The 19,171-nt window shown below is 60.7% G+C and carries 13 protein-coding genes; all 13 read right to left on the bottom strand.

From position 1 onward, the window contains the following. Nucleotides 1–319 precede the first annotated feature (319 nt). The 13 genes from N2A98_RS22625 to dksA all read right to left on the bottom strand — a co-directional run bounded on the left by N2A98_RS22625 (nt 320) and on the right by dksA (nt 19,018). Complete coding sequence (locus N2A98_RS22625; protein ID WP_078803823.1) at nt 320–3,241, bottom strand: DUF748 domain-containing protein; 2,922 nt, start codon at nt 3,239–3,241, stop codon at nt 320–322. A gap of 88 nt (nt 3,242–3,329) precedes the next feature. Next, entirely contained in the window at nt 3,330–4,346 is a 1,017-nt protein-coding gene (locus N2A98_RS22620) for a class I SAM-dependent methyltransferase (RefSeq protein ID WP_275622668.1), read from the bottom strand. Nucleotides 4,347–4,438: 92 nt separating this feature from the next. Continuing rightward, nucleotides 4,439–6,376, bottom strand: coding sequence for an acetate--CoA ligase (acs, locus tag N2A98_RS22615; RefSeq protein ID WP_044268587.1), 1,938 nt, complete (start codon nt 6,374–6,376; stop codon nt 4,439–4,441). Between the two features lie 105 nt (nt 6,377–6,481). After that, nucleotides 6,482–8,146 (bottom strand): glucose-6-phosphate isomerase, encoded by a 1,665-nt coding sequence (gene pgi / locus N2A98_RS22610; RefSeq protein ID WP_003194166.1) that lies wholly within the window; start codon nt 8,144–8,146, stop codon nt 6,482–6,484. 224 nt (nt 8,147–8,370) lie between these two features. Next, nucleotides 8,371–9,222 carry a pantoate--beta-alanine ligase gene (gene panC, locus N2A98_RS22605; protein WP_044268581.1) on the bottom strand — a complete coding sequence of 284 codons (852 nt, stop codon included), beginning with the start codon at nt 9,220–9,222 and terminating at the stop codon, nt 8,371–8,373. Further along, a complete protein-coding gene (panB, locus tag N2A98_RS22600) occupies nt 9,219–10,019 on the bottom strand; it encodes a 3-methyl-2-oxobutanoate hydroxymethyltransferase (RefSeq protein WP_057711123.1) in 801 nt (266 codons plus the stop codon). Before panB ends, panC begins: the two co-directional genes overlap by 4 nt. A gap of 361 nt (nt 10,020–10,380) precedes the next feature. Beyond that, the gene (gene folK, locus N2A98_RS22595) at nt 10,381–10,866 is read right to left on the bottom strand and encodes a 2-amino-4-hydroxy-6-hydroxymethyldihydropteridine diphosphokinase (protein WP_275622667.1); all 486 of its coding nucleotides are present in this window, start codon (nt 10,864–10,866) and stop codon (nt 10,381–10,383) included. 2 nt (nt 10,867–10,868) lie between these two features. Then, complete coding sequence (locus N2A98_RS22590) at nt 10,869–12,272, bottom strand: polynucleotide adenylyltransferase PcnB (protein WP_003194157.1); 1,404 nt, start codon at nt 12,270–12,272, stop codon at nt 10,869–10,871. A 696-nt stretch (nt 12,273–12,968) separates the two neighbouring features. Then, a complete protein-coding gene (locus N2A98_RS22585) occupies nt 12,969–14,405 on the bottom strand; it encodes a sigma-54 dependent transcriptional regulator (RefSeq protein WP_275622666.1) in 1,437 nt (478 codons plus the stop codon). 22 nt (nt 14,406–14,427) lie between these two features. Next, nucleotides 14,428–17,382, bottom strand: coding sequence for a sensor histidine kinase (locus N2A98_RS22580; protein ID WP_003194154.1), 2,955 nt, complete (start codon nt 17,380–17,382; stop codon nt 14,428–14,430). Further along, nucleotides 17,366–17,542, bottom strand: a complete 177-nt coding sequence (locus tag N2A98_RS22575) for a hypothetical protein (RefSeq protein ID WP_003176118.1) — start codon at nt 17,540–17,542, stop codon at nt 17,366–17,368. Before N2A98_RS22575 ends, N2A98_RS22580 begins: the two co-directional genes overlap by 17 nt. 62 nt (nt 17,543–17,604) lie before the next feature. Beyond that, nucleotides 17,605–18,492, bottom strand: coding sequence for a tRNA glutamyl-Q(34) synthetase GluQRS (gene gluQRS / locus N2A98_RS22570; RefSeq protein ID WP_047711790.1), 888 nt, complete (start codon nt 18,490–18,492; stop codon nt 17,605–17,607). An 82-nt stretch (nt 18,493–18,574) separates the two neighbouring features. After that, nucleotides 18,575–19,018: an RNA polymerase-binding protein DksA gene (gene dksA, locus N2A98_RS22565; RefSeq protein WP_275622665.1), complete on the bottom strand. Its 444-nt coding sequence runs from the start codon at nt 19,016–19,018 to the stop codon at nt 18,575–18,577. Between the last annotated feature and the right edge of the window lie 153 nt (nt 19,019–19,171).

Here is a 19,171-nt window from a genome sequence, read left to right as displayed (position 1 = left end):
GCCCGTAATCCGACAGTGATTTGGGGGGCCGCCGCCACGCGCCATCCATGGCGCGGGGCGGCTAAACCGGCATCCCTGCCGGTTTACCCCCCAAATCCCTGTCGAATTCCGGCCAGCGTGGTTTAACGGGGCGCTTGAGATCAAAAGCAGATCAAGATCAAGAGCGACTCGCTTCGCATCGTGGTTACCGTTGGCTGCTGCAACCTACAAAATTGTGTAGATACCTATGCTGCGATGCGGGTACCTCGGTCATTCAGTTGCACCGAGGTGATGCTATCGCAGGCAAGCCACACACATTAGGATGGACGGTGCTTAGAAGTTACTCAGCATCCAGGTGCATTGGAGTGATCACGCGGCCATCTTTCTCGGCCTGCCCCAGCTGCGCATCGATGAAGTACACGCGGTCATCTTCCAACTGGCCCTTGTCTACCAGGTAATCCTTGATGGTGCTGGCTCGGTCCTGCCCCAACTGGCGCAGTAGCACGTCACTGCCACTCCAGAACTTGATCACCCCGTCCTTGAGCTTCGCCGAGCGCTCGTCGCTGCCCAGGTCTTTCCATTCGGCCGGTGGTTGCTGTTTGAGACGGGTGCGGTAGATGCCTTCCAGCAAGGGTGCTTTTTCCTTCTCCGGCACTTCAAGCAACGAGGCCTGGGCCGGGACTTTGTCGCCACGGCGCTGGAGGATCTTGTAATAGTTGTATTGGTATTCGCGTTCCAGTCGCTGTGCGGCCAGGAACGGCCCGTCGCTGCTGGCAGCGGCGGTGCCTTCAATTTCCAGGCGCAGGGCAGGGCGTTCTTTCAGCGCCTTGGCCAGGGTGTTCAGAGCGCCTTCGGCGTCTTTGTTCAGCTCACTGGAGCCGGCGGCGAACGACACATTGCCCAAGTCTTCAGAGCCGCCACCGGTGACCAGCCCACCAATGAACTTGAAGGGCGCTGTTGCCGCGCGCACCACGAGGTTGCGCAGGGTCTGCCACACAATCGGCATCACGCTGAATTGTGGGTTGTTCAGGTCGCCGCTTACCGGCAGTTCGATGGAGATCTTGCCGTCGGAGTCCTTGAGCAGGGCGACAGCCAGGCGAATCGGTAAGTCCACGGCATCGGAGCTGTCGACTTTTTCACCCAATTGCAGTTGCTCGACCACCACTTTGTTTTCAGCCTTCAACTGGCCTTTGGTGATCACGTAGTGCAGATCGAGATTCAGGCGGCCCTTGCGGATGCGGAAGCCCGCAAATTTCCCTGAGTAAGGTGTCAGGTTGGTCAACTCGACACGCTTGAAGCTGGTGGCGATGTCCAACGCGGCCATCGGGTCAAACGGGTTCACGCTGCCTTTGATCGTCACTGGCGCGTAACGGTCCACCTTGCCCTTGATGTCGACGCTGGCCGGTTTGGCCTGGCGGCTGTCGATGGTGCCAATCTGGCCGTTGAGCTGTTGAATCGCGGTGGCAAAGTTGGGCGTGAGGCTAAAGTCGGCAAAGTTGGCCGAACCGTCGTTGATCGCGATCTGGCCGATATGAATGCCCAAGGGCTTGTCGTTACTGGCGGCAGGTTTGGCGGCCGACTTGCTGCCGCTGTCGGCGGGCTGCGGGATCAGCAGGTCGTCGATGTTGGTGGTGCGATCTTCGTTGATCATGAAGCGCGCATACGGCTGCAACAAGTTGACCTTGTCGATCGACAGGCTTTGGCCGTGCTGGTAATTCACGCCTTCGAGCACCAGGCGTTGCCATTTTAGGAAGTCGCGGGTCTTGAGGGTGTCCAGGGTATGCAACTGGTCAACCTGAGCGCGGCCGCTGACCTGAAGGGCCAGTGGCTCGGTGCTTTTGAGGTTCACGTCCAGGTTGCTGCCCAGCATGCCGCTGCGCAATTCCAGGCGAATAAACGGGCTGATATAAGCCTGGGCGACCCGCAGGTCGATGTCCTGGGTGTTCACTTTCAGCTTGGCGCTGACGGGGTTGAGGTTAACCTCGCCGGTTGCCTGGATCTTGCCTTGTTTGCCCAGGCCGGTGTCGATCTTCAAGGCAAAGGGGCTCTGGTTGAGGCTGTCGAAGTTCTGTACGTCGACATTCAACGGGCCCAGTTCCAGCGCGACCGCAGGTTTTACCTGGCGGTCTGCCAGGTGCACCTGATAGTTACGCAGTTGCACATCCTTGAGCAGCACTTGCCACGGCTTGCTCGGTGCCGCCGGTTGCGCCGAAGGCGCGTCGGCAGCGGCTGGCTCGGGTGCCTTGGCCGGTTTGCTCGGTTGGCTGGCGAACAGTTTCTGCCAATCCAGTTGACCATCGGCCTCACGGGCGGCCCAGGTTTCCAGCTTGTTGCTGCGGATCTTGCCGACAATGACCTGCTGCTTGGCCAGGTCTACCGTGGTTTCGCTGACGTCCAGGCGTTCCAGGCGCGCCAGTGGCCGGCCATCGGGGGCCTTGATAGCGAAGGGGGCGATACTGGCGGCGGTGTTGGTCAGGTTCAGCTCGGTCTCTTTGGCCAGGCTGAATTTGTAGTCAGTGCTGAAGTTGAGCACCCCGTCTTCCAGCACCAGTGGCAGGGCGTCACGCACATACGGCCACCACGCTTTCATCTTGCCGTCGGTAACCTTCAAGGTGCCTTCGGAGGTGATCGGTACCAGGCTGAAGTTGCCTTTCCAGTCGATCTGACCCCCTTCGGGGCCAGCGGCGACCAGGGTCATGTCGGCATTGTCGTCGGGCAAGGTGCTGAGGTTTTTCAGCTCGAAGTCGAGTTCGTCGTAGAGGAATTCGATGGGTTCGCTGGGGCGCAGGTCCTGGAAATGCACGTTACCACCGGCCAGCTTGATGCTGTCGATACGCAGTGGGAACGGCTTGGCATCAGGATCGGCCGGGGTTGGCTCGCTCGGTGGCAGTTTGAACAGCTGCGCCAGGTTCAGTTGGCCGGACTTGTCGAACAGCAGTTCGGTCTTGGGCTTGTCCAGTTGCACATCGGCCAGGTGCAGGGCGCGGGTCCAGAGGCTGTCGATCTGCAGGTTGGCGTAGAGGCGTTCGAAACCCACTTGCTCTTTGCCCGGCTCACCAATCTTCAGGCCCCACAGCGTCAGTTCCAGGCTGAAGGGGTTGAGTTCGATACGCTCGATTCGCGCCGGCACTGTGGCGTAGTTGGCCAACTGTTGGTTGGCAATGCGAAGGGCGATGCCGGGTAATATCAGAAAGCCCAGCAAGCTGTACAAAGCAAGGGCGGTCAACAAGGCGCCTACGGCGCGGATCAATCCTTTGGGCATGGGTGAACGCCATCTATGTCGAACAAGAGTGCCTTGGAGTATGGCACGGGAATTCGGTTCCGAAGAACCGTGGGCGCTGGGAAACTTCCTACAAATGCAGGATCAGGGTCTTCAACGGGGGCTGTTGGTCCCGGGAAGGAAAGTCGGCCCCAGGTGTCATCACTTGCCATTCGCGTACCGGGCGCCCGGCTTTTTCCGCGCAGCGCAGCACCTGCTCACGCCAGTCCTCCATGCTGACCTTTGCCAAGTTGTTGCAGCAAATCAGCACGCCATTGTTGGCGGTGGCCAGCAGTGCGGGTTTGAGCAGGCTTTGATAGTCGCGCAACAAATCGACGGTGCCGAAAGCGCTCTTGGCCCAGGCGGGAGGATCGAGCAGTACCAGGTCGTACTGGCGCTGTTCCAGGCGCGGATAGCTCGGCAGCTTCTGCCCGCGACGCTGGGTGATGGGCAGGCCTGCCAGTTGGCGAATCGCCGGGAAGTAGTCGGACTGTATGAATTCCATGCTCGGCAACTGCGGGTTGAGTTGGCCGTTTTCACGCCCCACCGCCAGGTTGCCCTCGGCAAAATCCAGGTTGCACACCTCGCGTGCACCGCCCGCAGCCGCGCTCAAACCGACGCCGCAGGTATAGGCGAACAGGTTCAGCACGCTTTTGCCGGCGCTGTGGTCCTTGACCCAGCCACGGGTGTTGCGCAGGTCGAGGAACAGCAGTGGGTCTTGCCCGGCGTGGCGCCCACGCACACGGTAATTGAGGCCCCACTCGTGGCCGACCAGATCTTCCAATGCGCCAGGCTCTGCGCGGTACACCGTGTCTTCGCGGTCGATGCGTGAGTTGCCGCGGGCACGGTCGTTGTACACCAGCAACAATTCCAGGCCCATGTACTGGTTGATCAGTTGGTACAGGTCCAGCAGGTCTGCCGTTTCCAGGGACTGGTGGAAGCTTTGTACCAGCAATTGCGGACCGTAGCGGTCGATGGTCAAGCCGCCGGCGCCTTCCTGGCTGCCGTGGAACAGCCGATAGCAGTCCGTACCCTGGCTGTGCAGCGTGTTGATCAGGTCTTGGCGGTGATCGAGGGCGGCGCGCAGCGCCTGATTCAAGGGAGTCATGGAGCGCGCCTTGCTTGCAGATGAATAAGAAAAAGGGGGCGCGAAGTTTAACAGCTAACCCCGGCCTGCACAGGCCGGGGATTATCCTGGCGCTACCGGTTGAGGCGTTTGTCGATCAAACCGTCCACCACGCTGGGGTCGGCCAGGGTCGAGGTGTCGCCCAGGCTGTCCAGTTCGTTGCAGGCGATCTTGCGCAAGATACGCCGCATGATCTTGCCGGAGCGGGTTTTCGGCAGGGCTGGCGCCCATTGGATCAGTTCCGGTTTGGCGAAGCTGCCAATCTCCTTGCTGACCAACTCCAGCAGGTGCTTTTTCAATTCGTCGCTGGGTTCGACGCCATTCATGGGGGTGACAAACGCGTAAATGCCCTGGCCTTTGACGTCGTGGGGATAGCCCACCACAGCGGCTTCGGCGACCTGGTCATGCAGCACCAGGGCACTTTCCACCTCGGCGGTGCCGATGCGATGGCCCGAGACGTTGATCACATCGTCGATGCGCCCGGTGATCCAGTAGTCGCCGTCTTCATCGCGCCGTGCGCCATCCCCGGTGAAGTAGTAGCCGGGGTAGGGCTTGAAGTAGGTGTCGATCATGCGTTGCGGGTCGCCGTAGACGCTGCGAATCTGCCCCGGCCAGCTGGCCTTGATCGCCAGGACGCCACTGCCGGCGCCACTGATTTCCTTGCCCTGTTCATCGAGCAACACCGGTTGTACGCCGAACATGGGCTGTGTCGCGCAGCCCGGTTTGATGCGCTGGGCGCTGACCAGCGGGCTGAGCATGATGCCGCCGGTTTCGGTCTGCCACCAGGTATCGACAATCGGGCAGCGCTGTTCGCCGACGGCGTTGAAATACCAGTCCCAGGCTTCCGGGTTGATCGGCTCACCGACGCTGCCCAGCAGGCGCAGGCTGGCGCGGGATGTGCTCTGCAACGGGCCGTGGCCTTCACGCATCAGGGCACGCAGGGCGGTGGGCGCGGTGTAGAAGATATTCACCTGGTGTTTATCGATGACCTGCCAGAAACGCGAACTGTCCGGATAACTCGGCACGCCTTCGAACATCAGCGAGGTGGCGCCATTGGCCAGCGGGCCATAGACGATATAGCTGTGCCCGGTGACCCAGCCCACGTCGGCGGTGCACCAGAACACTTCACCCTCTTGGTAGTCGAGCACGTACTTGAAGGTCATCGCCGCTTGCAGCAGGTAGCCAGCGGTGGTGTGCAGCACGCCTTTGGGTTTGCCGGTGCTGCCGGAGGTATAGAGGATGAACAGTGGGTCTTCGGCGTCCATCGGCTCGGGTGGGCAGTTGTCGCTGGCGGCGTCCAGGGCGGCTTGGTACTTGAGGTCGCGGCCTTCGTGCCAAGTCACGCTCGCTCCGGTGCGCTCCACCACCAGTACCGTGCTGACATTCGGGCAACTGGCCAGGGCTTTGTCGACGTTCTGTTTCAGCGCCACGGGTTTGCCACCGCGTACGCCTTCGTCGGCGGTGATCACGGTGCGGCAATCGGCGTCGAGAATGCGGTCGCGCAGGGCGTCAGGAGAGAACCCCCCGAACACCACCGAGTGCACCGCCCCTATTCGCGTGCAGGCCAGCATGGCGTAGGCCGCTTCGGGGATCATCGGCATGTAGATACACACGCGATCACCTTTGCTCACGCCACGGCTTTTCAAGACGTTGGCCAGGCGGCTGACGTTTTGGTGCAGTTGACGGTAAGTAATCGTGCAGGATTTTGACGGATCATCGCCTTCCCAGATGAAGGCCGGCTGATCGGCGCGCTGCGCCAGGTGGCGGTCGATGCAGTTGTAGCTGACATTCAACTGACCACCGGCAAACCATTGGGCGGCACCGGTGTGGATGTCTGACTGCTGGACGCTGTGCCAGGGTTTTATCCAGTCGAGAAAGCCCTTGGCCTGTTCGGCCCAGAAGGTGTCTGGCTGCTCGATAGATTGGCGATAGAGGCGCTGGTAGTCCTCTTGACTGAGATGCGCAGCCCGGCGGACGGCATCGGCGGTGGGAAAGGTGCTGATATCGAACATGAGCGCTCCTTATTCTTGTTTTTGCGACAAGTCATAAAGATGCACCCTGAAGCGGGAGGGTTCAAGGCCAACGTCCAAACCGACGTTGGCCTTGAATGCACGGCTTCAGCCGCGGTGACGACCACGGAAGTAGTTGATCAGGCCCTGGGTCGAAGCATCTTCGGCCAAGGTTTCTTCGGCGCCGGTCAGGCGGTTGTACACGCCTTTGCCCAGCTCTTTGCCCAGTTCAACGCCCCATTGGTCGAAGGCATTGATGCCCCACACCACGCTCTGCACGAACACCTTGTGTTCATACATCGCCACCAATGCGCCCAGGCGACGCGGGCTGATGCGCTCGACCACCAGGGTGTTGCTCGGACGGTTGCCCGGGATCACCTTGTGCGGTGCCAGCTTCTGTACTTCGGCTTCCGGCAGGCCCTTCTCACGCAGCTCGGCTTCGGCCTCGCTGCGGGTCTTGCCGAGCATCAGCGCCTGGCTCTGGGACAGGCAGTTGGCGTACAGCCACTGATGGTGGTCGGACACCGGGTTGAAACTGACGATCGGTACGATGAAGTCGGCCGGGATCAGCTGAGTCCCTTGGTGCAGCAACTGATGGTAAGCGTGCTGGCCGTTGCAGCCCACGCCGCCCCAGATCACCGGGCCGGTATCGGTGGACACGGGCGTGCCGTCCTGGCGCACACTCTTGCCGTTGGATTCCATGTCCAGCTGTTGCAAATGCTTGGTGATGTTACGCAGGTAATGGTCGTACGGCAGGATCGCATGGCTCTGCGCACCCCAGAAGTTGCCGTACCACACGCCCAGCAAGCCCAGCAGCACGGGCATGTTGGCTTCGAACGGTGCGTTCAGGAAGTGCTGGTCCATGGTGTAGGCACCCGACAGCAGTTCCTTGAAGTTGGACATGCCGATGGCCAAAGCAATTGGCAAGCCGATGGCCGACCACAGCGAGTAGCGCCCACCGACCCAGTCCCACATTGGGAAAATGTTCTCTTCGCGGATACCGAACGCCACGGCCGCGGCATTGTTGCTCGAGACGGCGATGAAGTGGCGATACAGCTCGGCTTCCGAGCCCCCCTGGGCCAGGTACCAGGCGCGGGCGGCCTGGGCGTTTTTCAGGGTTTCCAGGGTGTTGAAGGATTTGGACGAGACGATAAACAGCGTGGTCTCGGCGCGCAGCTTCATGGTCAGTTCGTGGAACTCACTGCCGTCGATGTTCGCCAGGTAGTGGCAACGCACGCCTTTGTGGGCATAGGACAGCAAGGCCTCGGAGACCAGCTCCGGGCCGAGGAACGAGCCACCGATGCCAATGTTCACCACGTCGGTGATCGGCTTCTCGGTGTAGCCACGCCACAGGCCGTCGTGGATACGGCCGACCAGGTCAGTGATCTGGTTCAGCACTTTGTGCACGTCCGGCATGATGTTCACGCCGTTGACCGACAGCTTGTCGCCCACCGGGCGGCGCAGGGCGGTGTGCAGGGCAGGGCGGCCCTCCGAGGAGTTGACCGGTTCGCCAGCGTACTGCGCGTCGATCGCCGCCTTGAGATTGACTTCCTTGGCCAGGCCCACCAGCAGGTCGCGGGTTTCGCTGGTGATCAGGTTTTTCGAGTAATCGAGGAAAAGTCCGCAGCTGCTCAAGGTGAACTGGGAAAAACGCTGAGGATCGGCATTGAACGCCTCGCGCATGCTGAAATCCTGCATGGCTTGGCGATGTTGAACAAGCGCTTGCCAGGCGGGCAGCGCGGTAACGTCATGAGGGGTGCGGTAGTACGCCATCGCTGCGGGTTTCCTTTTTATTACGGGGACTGCCTTTAGGACACTTCAAAGCCCGGAACATCCAGTCTTATCGCAAGGACTGGGTTCCAGACAGCGCTAACCATAGCGCAGGGCAGTTACATTAAACCTAGCGTGTGGATATGTCTTGGCTTTGTCTGCGCTGTGGCCGGTACTTTTTTATACCGGCACAGCCGTCGGGGCAACAGGTTGAGGGTAAAGCGGGGTCAGGCGAGGTTCAGGTGCAGGTTATCGATCAGACGTGTAGCCCCCAGGTAAGCGGCGACCAGGATCACCACATCACGATCTTCAGCCGTGGCCGGGCGCAGATGCACGCCTTGGCGCACTTCCAGGTAGTCCATGCGCAGCCCTGCGGCTTCAATCTGCTGGATGTGCTCGGCGCGAAGCCTGGCGAAATCATGATCGCCGCCTTTGATGGCCGTGGCGATCTGGCTGAGCGCGCGGTACAGCACTGGCGCGACCGCCCGTTGCTCCTCGCTGAGGTAACCGTTGCGTGATGACAGCGCGAGGCCGTCCTCGGCGCGCACGGTGGGCTCGCCGATGATCTGGATCGGCATGTTCAGGTCGCGGACCATGGCGCGGATCACCGCCAACTGCTGGTAGTCCTTCTGGCCAAATACGGCCATGTCCGGTTGGACCATGTTGAACAGCTTGCTGACCACCGTGGCCACGCCTTCGAAGTGCCCTGGGCGGCTGGCACCGCACAAGCCTTCAGACAGTTGTGGCACGCTGACACGGGTCTGGCCGTTCATGCCATCGGGGTACATTTCCTCCACCGTGGGCGCAAACAGCAGGTTGCAACCGGCCTGCAGGAGTTTTTCCTGGTCGGCGGCCAATGTGCGCGGGTATTTGTCCAGGTCTTCGCCAGCGCCGAATTGCAGCGGGTTGACGAAAATGCTCGCCACCACAAAATCCGCTTGCTGCGCGGCCTTGGTCACCAGGGTGGCGTGGCCGCTGTGCAGGTTGCCCATGGTGGGCACAAAGCCGATGCGTTTGCCGGCGTTGCGGGCGTGGGTTACGGCGGCCCGCAGTTCGCGGACGGTTTTAACGGTGTTCATGCCGAGAACCCGTGTTCAATACCTGGGAACGTCACGTTTTTGACTTCGCTGACGTAGGCGCTCAGGGCGGCGTGGATGCTGTCCTGGCCGGCCATGAAGTTCTTCACGAACTTAGGCACGTGGCCGGTGATCGACAGGCCGAGCATATCGTGCAGGACCAGCACCTGGCCGTCGGTGGCTGCACCTGCGCCAATCCCGATTACGGGCACTTTGACGGCCTGGGTGATTTCGGCAGCCAGTTCGCTCGGCACGCACTCCAGCAGAATCATCGCCGCACCGGCTTGTTCCAGGGCGATGGCATCGGCGCGCATCTGGCGGGCCTGGGCTTCGTTGCGGCCCTGGACCTTGTAGCCACCGAGGATATTGACCGACTGCGGCGTCAGGCCCATGTGTGCGCACACTGGCACGCCGCGCTCGGCCAGCAGCCGGATCGACTCGGCCAGCCACACGGCACCTTCGACTTTGATCATGTGTGCGCCGGCCTGCATCAGCTTGCCGGCGTTCAGGAAGGTTTGCTCAAGGGTGGCGTAACCCATGAACGGCAGGTCGGCGATGATAAAGGCGCCATCGTTGCCACGCTTGACGCTGGCGGTGTGGTAGGCCAGTTCATCGGTGGTTACGGGCAGCGTGCTGTCATTCCCTTGAAGAACCATGCCCAGGGAGTCGCCCACCAGCAGCACTTCGACGCCAGCCTGGCAGCTGGCGTGGGCGAAAGTGGCGTCATAGCAGGTCAGCATGGTGATTTTTTCACCTTTGAGCTTGAGGCTCTGCAAGGTGGTCAGGGTAATGTCTGGCATGAAAAGGGTCCTCGTTCAGGCGCTTGGAAACAGCGAGTAACGCGCGTGAGTCTTCGTTTATACAGGCGCACTGTCTTGAAAGCAGTGCTTATAAGGCCTGGATTGCGCCCTGTCGCGCCGGGTTGGCGGCAGCGGGACGCCTATAGTCGTGAGGAGGACACGGGAAGTCAATTGGATGTGTTACCGCATTGTTACGATGGCGGTGTTACCGCTGTTACTGAAGCGATTGCGCAACGTGCGCGGTATTACGGCAGAGAAGATCAAAGGTGGGAGCTGGCTTGCCTGCGATGGCATCCACTCGGTGTGGCTGATACACCGAGTCGCTTGCATCGCAGGCAAGCCAGCTCCCACATTGACCGAGTCATTCTTGCGGGAGGCGTTCCAGGCCGACGAACGGGCAAGCGGTGAGCAGGTCGCTCAAACGCTGGCCGTCAGGCAGCTGCAGGTCGGCTGGCGCTAGCTCAGCCAACGGATACAGCACAAACGCGCGCAGATGCATCTGGTAGTGCGGCACCTTCAGGCGCGGCTCGTCGATCAGGCGATCACCGAACAGCAGGATATCCAGGTCCAAGGTGCGTGGGCCCCAGCGTTCCAGGCGTTCGCGGCCCTGATCGTTCTCGATGGCTTGCAGCGCATTGAGCAGGTCCAATGGCGCCAAGTGACTGTCCAACGCCGCAACGGCGTTGGTGTAGCGCGGCTGGCCCGGCAGCAATGAATCGCTTTGGTAGAAAGCGGATACCCCAGCGAGGTGGGAGCCAGGCAGTTGCGCCAGCGCCTCGATCGCGCTGCGCAATTGTTGGTGCGGGGCAGCCAGGTTGCTGCCCATGCCGATGTAGATACGTTCCACGTTTATTCGCCCGCAGCGCCCGAGGCATCGGCACTGCTGCGTTTACGCTTGGTGCCGCTGCGGCGACGCTTTTTCGGGCCTTCGCCGGCGCTATCGCCTTTGCTGCCCAGTTCACGAATCATTTCGCGGCGCTGGCTGTCATTGGCGTCCTGATAGTCGGTCCACCATTCACCCAGGCCATCGGTCTGCTCGCCCGCGCTTTCACGCAGCAGCAGGAAGTCGTAGCCGGCACGGAAGCGCGGGTTGTCCAGCAACAGATCGGCGCGCTTGCCGCTGCGGCGTGGCAGGCGCTCCTGCATGTCCCAGATTTCGCGGATCGGCATGGTGAAACGTTTGGGGATAGCGATGCGTTGGCACTGTTCGGCGATCAACTCGTGAGCCGCTTCCTGCATGGCCGGGATCGGCGGCATGCCACGGTCCTGCAAGCGCAGTACGCGTTTGGGCAGGGCCGGCCACAACAAGGCGGCAAACAGGAACGCCGGGGTCACAGGCTTGTTCTGCTTGATGCGCAGGTCGGTGTTGATCAAGGCTTCGCTGATCAAAGTGTGGGTGTACGTTGGGTTGTACTCCAAGGCCTCGGCGCTGGCCGGGAACAATGGGTCGAACAACTGCAGGTCCACCAGCATTTCAAAGGTGTCGGCGGCGTAGCCCGACAGGAACAGCTTGAGCACTTCTTCAAACAGGCGTGCCGAGGGGATTTCCCGCAGCATCGGCGCCAGTTCGCGAATCGGCGCGGCGGTGTGCTTTTCGATGCCAAAGTTGAGCTTGGCGGCGAATCGCACGGCGCGCAGCATGCGCACCGGATCTTCCTGGTAGCGCTGCGTTGGGTCGCCGATCAGGCGGATCAGGTTGTTGCGAATGTCGTGTACGCCGTTGGCGTAATCGAGGATGCGCTCGCTGACCGGGTCGTAATACAAGGCGTTGATGGTGAAGTCGCGGCGTTGCGCGTCCTCTTCCAAAGTGCCATAGACGTTATCGCGCAGGATGCGCCCGCTCTCGTTGCGGGAAGACTGGTTGGTGTCTTCCTCTTCATCGTTTTGCGGGTGACCGGCGCGGAAGGTCGCGACCTCGATGATTTCGCGACCAAAGTGGATATGCACCAGCTTGAAGCGCCGGCCGATGATTCGTGCATTACGAAACTCGGCGCGCACTTGTTCAGGCGTGGCGCTGGTGGCGACGTCGAAATCCTTGGGCGTGATGTTGAGCAACATGTCGCGTACGCAGCCACCCACCAGGTAGGCCTGGTAGCCGGCGTTCTGCAAACGTTCGACGATGTTCACTGCATAACGGCTGAATTGAGCGCGCTGCAGCGAATGCTGGCTGCTATTGAGCACTTCAGGCGTGCTGCGTTTGTGTTGCGTTCGACGCAAGGGAGAACGGAATGACTGGAACAACTTCTTCAGCATGGGATGCACTGTTTGAAGGAATGTTCGGCCATAACGAAGAATGACCGCATGATGGGCGGGGATTCTAGCATTTAGTCGGGGGATGGTGTAGGAACAAGCTAAAGGCATTGCGCCATAAGCGTTTGAAGGTCAAATCCCGGAAACTACAAGGGGAGCCGAAGCTCCCCCAGAAGTAGTTGCGTGCTCTATTTTTATTATTGATGTCGGGCTTCTTGTTTTTGTTGATCGCCCTCGCCATGAAGCTTCACCTTCATGACACTCCCAATCGGGAGTCAAGAGCAAACGGATTGCTTTGGTCGCTGTGTTGCTGATCTACGATCCAACCAGTTCAGGCTCTGCCTTAGGGCAGTTTTTGTTGTTCTCGGCCTGGTTGCGGGGCAAGCCGCAAATGCAACGCCTCTCCAAAAGAATCAGTTAGCTGCGCCTCCGCCGTGTTGTTTTTGTTATGCGTGAGTCGATTCGTCTTATTTTTATTGTCTTGTACAAAGCTTGTTATTGTTTTTGTACTAAGCATATAGCAGGGTGCGTGCCAACTTTTGCGCCGACCAGCAAAACCGGGGGGTTGGGCTGGTTTCGCCGGTTTGAGGGCAAAAAAAAGCCGGGGCTTCGTTACCGTAAGCCCCGGCTTTTGTTACGTGAAAAGTCAGCGGTAACAGTTTTTTCACATCAACAGGTGTTACCTGTGGGGCTGCGCCCTCAGCTTTCGCTGGCCACCCCGGTTTTGCGCCGTGGAATGCCCAGGCGCTGGCGCCGTTCCCACAGGCATTTGCGACTCACGCCCAGCTTGCGTGCCAGCTCGGTCTCGGTCATGTGGTCCTGATGCTCGAGCACGAAGTGCTGGAAGTAGTCTTCCAGTGACAAATCTTCCGTCGGTTCATGGCTGGTATTGCTGGCTCCGCCCTGCTGCGGGGCCAGGCCGATGAAGTCGTCGTCATCCAGGTCACTGAGTTCGATGTCGATGCCCAGCAACTCGGCGGAAATCTCCGGGCTCTCGGACAGGATCACGGCGCGCTCGACGGCGTTCTCCAGCTCACGCACGTTCCCTGGCCACGAGTAGTGACGGATCGCCTGCTCGGCGTCCGCGGCAAACTTCAGGTCGGTGCGGTCAATGCGCGCGCCTTGACGCAACAGGAACGCGTTGGCAATTTCGTTTACGTCGGCGCCACGCTCGCGCAGGGCCGGCAGTTTGAGCGCGATGACATGCAGGCGGTAATACAAGTCCTCACGGAACTGACCGATCTTGGCCAGGCTCTTGAGGTCTCGGTGTGTCGCTGCGATCAATCGAACATCGACTTTCTGCGATTGCACCGAACCGACGCGGCGAATTTCGCCTTCCTGCAGCACGCGCAGCAACCGCGCCTGGGCTTCCAGGGGCAGCTCGCCAATTTCATCGAGGAATAAAGTGCCGCCATCCGCGGCTTCCACCAGGCCCGCACGCCCGGCGCTGGCGCCGGTGAACGCGCCTTTCTCGTGGCCGAACAACTCGGACTCGATCAGGGATTCGGGGATCGCCGCGCAGTTCACCGAGATCATCGGTGCTTTGGCACGCTTGGACAGGTTGTGCAGGGCGCGGGCCACCAGTTCTTTACCGGTGCCCGATTCGCCCTGGATCAATACATTGGAGTCGGTCGGCGCCACTTTGCGGATCTTGCTGTACAAGTCCTGCATCGGTGGGCAGGAGCCGATGATGCCGATCTCGCCGTTGCTGTTGTCGACACCCGGTTTTTCGCCAGCGCTGGCCTTGCCGGTGGGGCGTTGCTCGACAGGCGCGCTGCTGGCCGACACACGGTCACGCAGGATGCGGGCCACGGCCTGGAGCATCTCATCGTGATCGAAAGGCTTGGCGATGTAGTCCACCGCGCCCATCTTCATCGAGTCCACCGCCGAACGCAGGCTGGCGTAGCTGGTCATGATCAGCACCGGGGTGCCCTGGCCCAGCTTGATCAGCTCGGTGCCCGGGGCGCCGGGCAGGCGCAGGTCGCTGACAATCAGGTCGAACGTGGGAATGCTGAATCGCTCTTGGGCTTCCTGCACCGAGCCGGCTTCGCTGACCTGGTACTGATTACGTTCAAGCAGGCGTCGCAAGGCAGAGCGGATAATGGTTTCGTCTTCGACGATCAAAATGTGCGGCATTGATTCAATTCTCTCGACGGTCTCAGTTCACAGCGGACGTCGCTTCGACATGACGCGGCAAGGTCACCCGGATACGGGTGCCGCGTTGGCTTTGTGTGTCAGCCGGGCTGTCGATGGTGATTTGTCCATAATGCTCTTCAACGATGGAATAGACCAGTGCAAGGCCCAGACCGGTACCTTCACCGGGGTCCTTGGTGGTGAAGAAGGGTTCGAACAATCGGTCCATGATGTTCTGTGGAATGCCGCTGCCTTCGTCTTCCACGATCAGGTCGACCGTGTGCTCGAAAGCCTCGCTCTTGACGCGTACAGCACTGCCAGCCGGCGACGCGTCGCGGGCGTTGGACAGCAGGTTGATCAGCACCTGGGCCAGGCGTTGTGAGTCGCCATCGACCCAATGGTCCGGATCGCACAGGTTAAAGAACTGTACTTCGAAATTGCGCCGGTTCAAGGCCAACAGCCCAATGGCATCCTGCGCCACTTCGGCCAGGCACACCGCTTCGTCCTGATTTTGATGGGCGCCGGAGTGGGCAAAGCTCATCAATGACTGGACGATGCGTGAAACCCGCTTGGTCTGTTCGAGGATCTGCCCGCTGATTTCGGTGATTTCCCCATCTTCTTCGCGCTCTTCGCGCAGGTTTTGCGCCAGGCAGGCGATACCGGTGATCGGGTTGCCGATTTCATGGGCCACGCCGGCCGCCAGGCGCCCGATACTGGCCAGGCGTTCGGAGTGCACCAGCTTGTCTTCGAGCATTTGTGTATCGGTCAGGTCTTCCACCAGCAGCACCAGGCCGCTGTTACCCGGTGCCAAGGGTTCATCGATGGCGGCTTTGTGCAAGTTGAGCCAGCGGGTCTGGCCGTCGAGGGCCAAGTGTTGCTTGTGCAAGTGCTCGTCCGGCAGGTTGATGAAGCCTTGCAGCAGCTCTTTCCATGGATCGCCCAGGGTATTGAGGCGTGAACCCACAACCCGTTGGGCGGCGATACCGGTGAGTTCTTCCATGGCCTTGTTCCACATCAGGATTTCCTGGTCCTTGGCCAGGGAGCACACGCCCATCGGCAGCTCCTGCAGAGTCTGGCGGTGGTAACGGCGCAGGGCGTCGAGTTCGGCGGCCAGGCCTGTGAGGCGTGAGTGGTAATCCTCCAGCCGGCTTTCGATGAAGTGGATGTCTTCGGTAACGTAGTTTTCGCCACCGGCCTTATAGGGCAGGAAGGTTTCCACCATGTCCTGGGACACGCTCGGCCCCATCAACCCGGACAGGTTGGCCTCGATACGGTCACGCAGACGGCGCAGGGCATAGGGGCGGCGCTCGTCAAATGGCAGATAGAGGTCGCGCAATGCCTGTTCGACTTCCTTTTGTGCGGCCTTGGCGCCCAGGGGCTTGGCCAGTTGCGTGGCGAACTCCTGGGGCGAGGCCGCATGCAGTTCGCGGCGTTGCGGGCGGCGCACGTTGTCCACCGCGCAGGCTTCGGCGGCGCTGGTTTCTTCGGCGCTGGCGTTGGTGAACAGCGAGATCAGGGTAAACATCAGTACGTTGGCGGCCAGCGAGGCGATGGCGGCCATGTGCCAACTGGTGTCGTCCAGCACGTAGATCATGTTCAGCAACGGGATATAGAAGCCCTGCAGGTTGCCGACCAGCGGTAGCAGCATGGTCACGGTCCACACCAGGATCCCGGCCAGCAGCCCAGCAATAAAGCCACGTCGATTGGCGGTCGGCCAGTACAGCACCGACAACACGCCCGGCAGGAACTGCAAGGTGGCGACAAACGCGACAATGCCCAGGTTGGCCAGGTCTTGCCCGGCGCCCAGCAGCAGATAAAACGCGTAGCCGGCCATGATGATCGCGACGATCAGCGCACGCCGGGTCCATTTCAACCAACGGTAGATATTGCCCTCCGCCGGCGGCTGGTACAGCGGCAGTACCAAGTGGTTGAGCGCCATGCCCGAGAGTGCCAGGGTGGTGACGATGATCAACCCGCTGGCTGCCGACAACCCCCCGACATACGCCAGCAGCGCCAGGGCTGGGCTGTTGGCGGCAATACCGATGCCCAGGGTGAAATACTCGGGGTTGGTGGTGGCCCCCAGTTTCAGGCCGGCCCACAGGATCAGCGGCACCGCCAGGCTCATCAGCAACAGGAACAGCGGCAAGCCCCAGCTGGCGCTGACCAGCGAGCGCGGGTTGAGGTTCTCGGTGAAGGTCATGTGGTACATGTGCGGCATCACGATCGCCGAGGCGAAGAACACCAGCAGCAGCGTACGCCATGGGCCTTCCTGCAAGGGGGTATGCAAGGCGGCGAGGGCGGTCTGGTTTTGCAGCAGCCACAGCTCCAGCTGTTGCGGCCCGTCGAACACGCCGTAAAGCGCATAAAGGCCGACGCCGCCGATGGCGATCAGCTTGATGACCGACTCAAAGGCAATCGCAAACACCAGGCCCTGGTGTTTCTCGCGGGTGGCGATATGGCGAGACCCAAAGAAGATGGTGAACAAGGTGATCAGTGCGCAGAACGCCAGGGCAACCCGATGTTGCACGGGCTCGCGGGTCAGGATGCTGATGGAGTCGGCCACCGCCTGGATCTGCAGGGCCAGCAGGGGCAGCACGCCGATCAGCATGAAGATCGTGGTCAGCGCGCCGGCCCAGGTGCTGCGAAAGCGAAAGGCAAACAGGTCGGCCAGGGAAGACAGCTGGTACGTCCGGGTGATTTTCAGGATCGGGTACAGCAGCACCGGTGCCAGCAGGAACGCGCCCGACACCCCAAGATAACTGGAGAGAAAGCCGTAGCCGTACTGATAGGCCAACCCCACCGTGCCGTAGAACGCCCAGGCACTGGCGTACACGCCCAGGGATAGGGTGTAGGTCAACGGATGGCGAATGATCGCCCGCGGAATCATTCCGCGCTCGCTGATCCAGGCCACGCCGAATAACGCAGCCAGGTAGGCCGCGCTGATCAGCAGCATCTGGGTGAGACTAAAGCTCATCGGCATCTTTTTGGCTCTGCAGGATGAAGGTCACGACGATCAGGATCAGCCATAGCAGATAAGGGCGATACCAGGCGCCCGTGGCGTCGATCCACCAATCCATGATGGCGGGGGAGAACAGGTAGATCCCGACGACCAGCAGCAGGACCAAACGATAGATGTACATGTTGGCCTCTGATTAAAAATCTGCCGCGATGTTAACGGATGGCTGGCAACCTGCAAGCGCCTTCAACTCAATTGCGCTTCGGCCAGGGTCAGTGTGCGCGGGATGCGGGTGGCGTCCCAGTGCGCAATGCCCCAATCCAGCAGTTCTCGGGGGCTGGCGTACCGCAGTTGCGCGTCGGGCTGTTGGCCAAGGGCGCGCAGTGCTCTGAGCAGCAAAGGCGTGGCCTGGTCGGCTGTCAACGGTGGAGAGCGGTAGGACTTGCCCAGTTTGTTGCCGTCCGGCTGCACGATCAGCGGAACATGCAGGTAACGGGGTTGGCGCAGGCCGAGCAGCTCTTGCAAATAAAGCTGGCGCGGCGTGGAATCGAGCAGGTCGGCGCCGCGCACGATATCGGTGACCCCTTGCCAGGCGTCGTCGAGCACCACCGCCAGTTGGTAGGCGTAGAGGCCGTCGCGGCGACGGATGATGAAGTCGCCGGCATCGCGGCCCAGATGCTGCCGGAACTCGCCCTGCACACGGTCGGTAAAGTGGTATTCCAACTCGGGCACGCGCAGGCGGATGGCGGCATCCTGCTGGTCGTGGCCGGCATTGCGGCACAAGCCTGGGTAAATCCCGTTGTAGGGCTCCAACTGCTTGCGCGAGCAGGTGCAGGCGTAGGCCAGACCGTGGTTGAACATATCGTTCAGCACTTTGGCGTAGGCATCATGCCGCTCGCTCTGGCGAACCAGTTCGCCATCCCATTCAAAGCCGTAGCTTTCCAGCGCATGCAGAATCGCCGCCTGGGCGCCGGGCTCTTCACGGGGAGGGTCGAGGTCTTCCATGCGCATCAACCAACGGCCCTGGTGGGCGCGTGCATCGAGGTAGGAGGCGAGGGCGGCAACCAGGGAGCCAAAGTGCAAATGGCCGCTGGGCGTGGGGGCGAAGCGCCCGATATAAGTAGAGGCTGTCATGGCCCGGATACTACTGCATAACCGGTAAACGCCAGAAAAAAAATGGAGCGTTCGCACGCTCCATTCGTTCAACTCGGCAAAGTTACTTGCCGACCTGTTTTTCCTTGATTTCAGCCAAGGTCTTGCAATCGACGCACATGTCGGCAGTCGGGCGAGCTTCCAGGCGGCGAATACCTATTTCAATGCCGCAGGACTCGCACCAGCCATATTCTTCGTCTTCGATCAGTTGCAGCGTCTTGTCGATTTTCTTGATGAGCTTTCGCTCACGATCTCGCGCGCGGAGTTCAAGGCTGAACTCTTCTTCCTGGCTGGCGCGATCAGCCGGATCAGGGAAGTTGGCCGCTTCATCCTTCATATGGTCAACCGTACGGTCGACTTCCTGCATCAAGTCCTGTTTCCACTTGTTCAGGATTTTGGTGAAGTGCTTGCGCATGGGCTCGCCCATGTACTCCTCACCTTTCTTCTCTACGTAAGGTTCGAAGCCGTTGAGGCTTTGAGTCTGCTGTTGCTTTGCTTGGGTGGACATGAATAGACCGCCTCTCACTCTTCTAATCCATTGCGCAGGATTGCAACGTCACCGACACCTGCCGGCCCTGCGGCTGCAAGCGGGCGAACTTACCAGATAGATTCAGGGTGCGCTACTCCCGGTTGTCGAGGTCCAGGGCAAAGGGGATGCAAA

Origin of the sequence: Pseudomonas sp. FJ2-5-13, from assembly GCF_029201605.1 — a bacterium.
GTDB lineage: Bacteria > Pseudomonadota > Gammaproteobacteria > Pseudomonadales > Pseudomonadaceae > Aquipseudomonas > Aquipseudomonas lactis.
Note: the sequence above shows the minus strand (reverse complement) of the source record. Positions and strands in the feature narration are given on the sequence as shown.

What these genes read in the sequence shown, in the direction of transcription:
- N2A98_RS22625 (WP_078803823.1), bottom strand. Translation starts at nt 3,241, where the DNA reads ATGCCCAAAGGATTGATCCGCGCCGTAGGCGCCTTGTTGACCGCCCTT.
- N2A98_RS22620 (WP_275622668.1), bottom strand. Translation starts at nt 4,346, where the DNA reads ATGACTCCCTTGAATCAGGCGCTGCGCGCCGCCCTCGATCACCGCCAA.
- acs (WP_044268587.1), bottom strand. Translation starts at nt 6,376, where the DNA reads ATGTTCGATATCAGCACCTTTCCCACCGCCGATGCCGTCCGCCGGGCT.
- pgi (WP_003194166.1), bottom strand. Translation starts at nt 8,146, where the DNA reads ATGGCGTACTACCGCACCCCTCATGACGTTACCGCGCTGCCCGCCTGG.
- panC (WP_044268581.1), bottom strand. Translation starts at nt 9,222, where the DNA reads ATGAACACCGTTAAAACCGTCCGCGAACTGCGGGCCGCCGTAACCCAC.
- panB (WP_057711123.1), bottom strand. Translation starts at nt 10,019, where the DNA reads ATGCCAGACATTACCCTGACCACCTTGCAGAGCCTCAAGCTCAAAGGT.
- N2A98_RS22590 (WP_003194157.1), bottom strand. Translation starts at nt 12,272, where the DNA reads ATGCTGAAGAAGTTGTTCCAGTCATTCCGTTCTCCCTTGCGTCGAACG.
- N2A98_RS22585 (WP_275622666.1), bottom strand. Translation starts at nt 14,405, where the DNA reads ATGCCGCACATTTTGATCGTCGAAGACGAAACCATTATCCGCTCTGCC.
- N2A98_RS22580 (WP_003194154.1), bottom strand. Translation starts at nt 17,382, where the DNA reads ATGCCGATGAGCTTTAGTCTCACCCAGATGCTGCTGATCAGCGCGGCC.
- N2A98_RS22575 (WP_003176118.1), bottom strand. Translation starts at nt 17,542, where the DNA reads ATGTACATCTATCGTTTGGTCCTGCTGCTGGTCGTCGGGATCTACCTG.
- gluQRS (WP_047711790.1), bottom strand. Translation starts at nt 18,492, where the DNA reads ATGACAGCCTCTACTTATATCGGGCGCTTCGCCCCCACGCCCAGCGGC.
- dksA (WP_275622665.1), bottom strand. Translation starts at nt 19,018, where the DNA reads ATGTCCACCCAAGCAAAGCAACAGCAGACTCAAAGCCTCAACGGCTTC.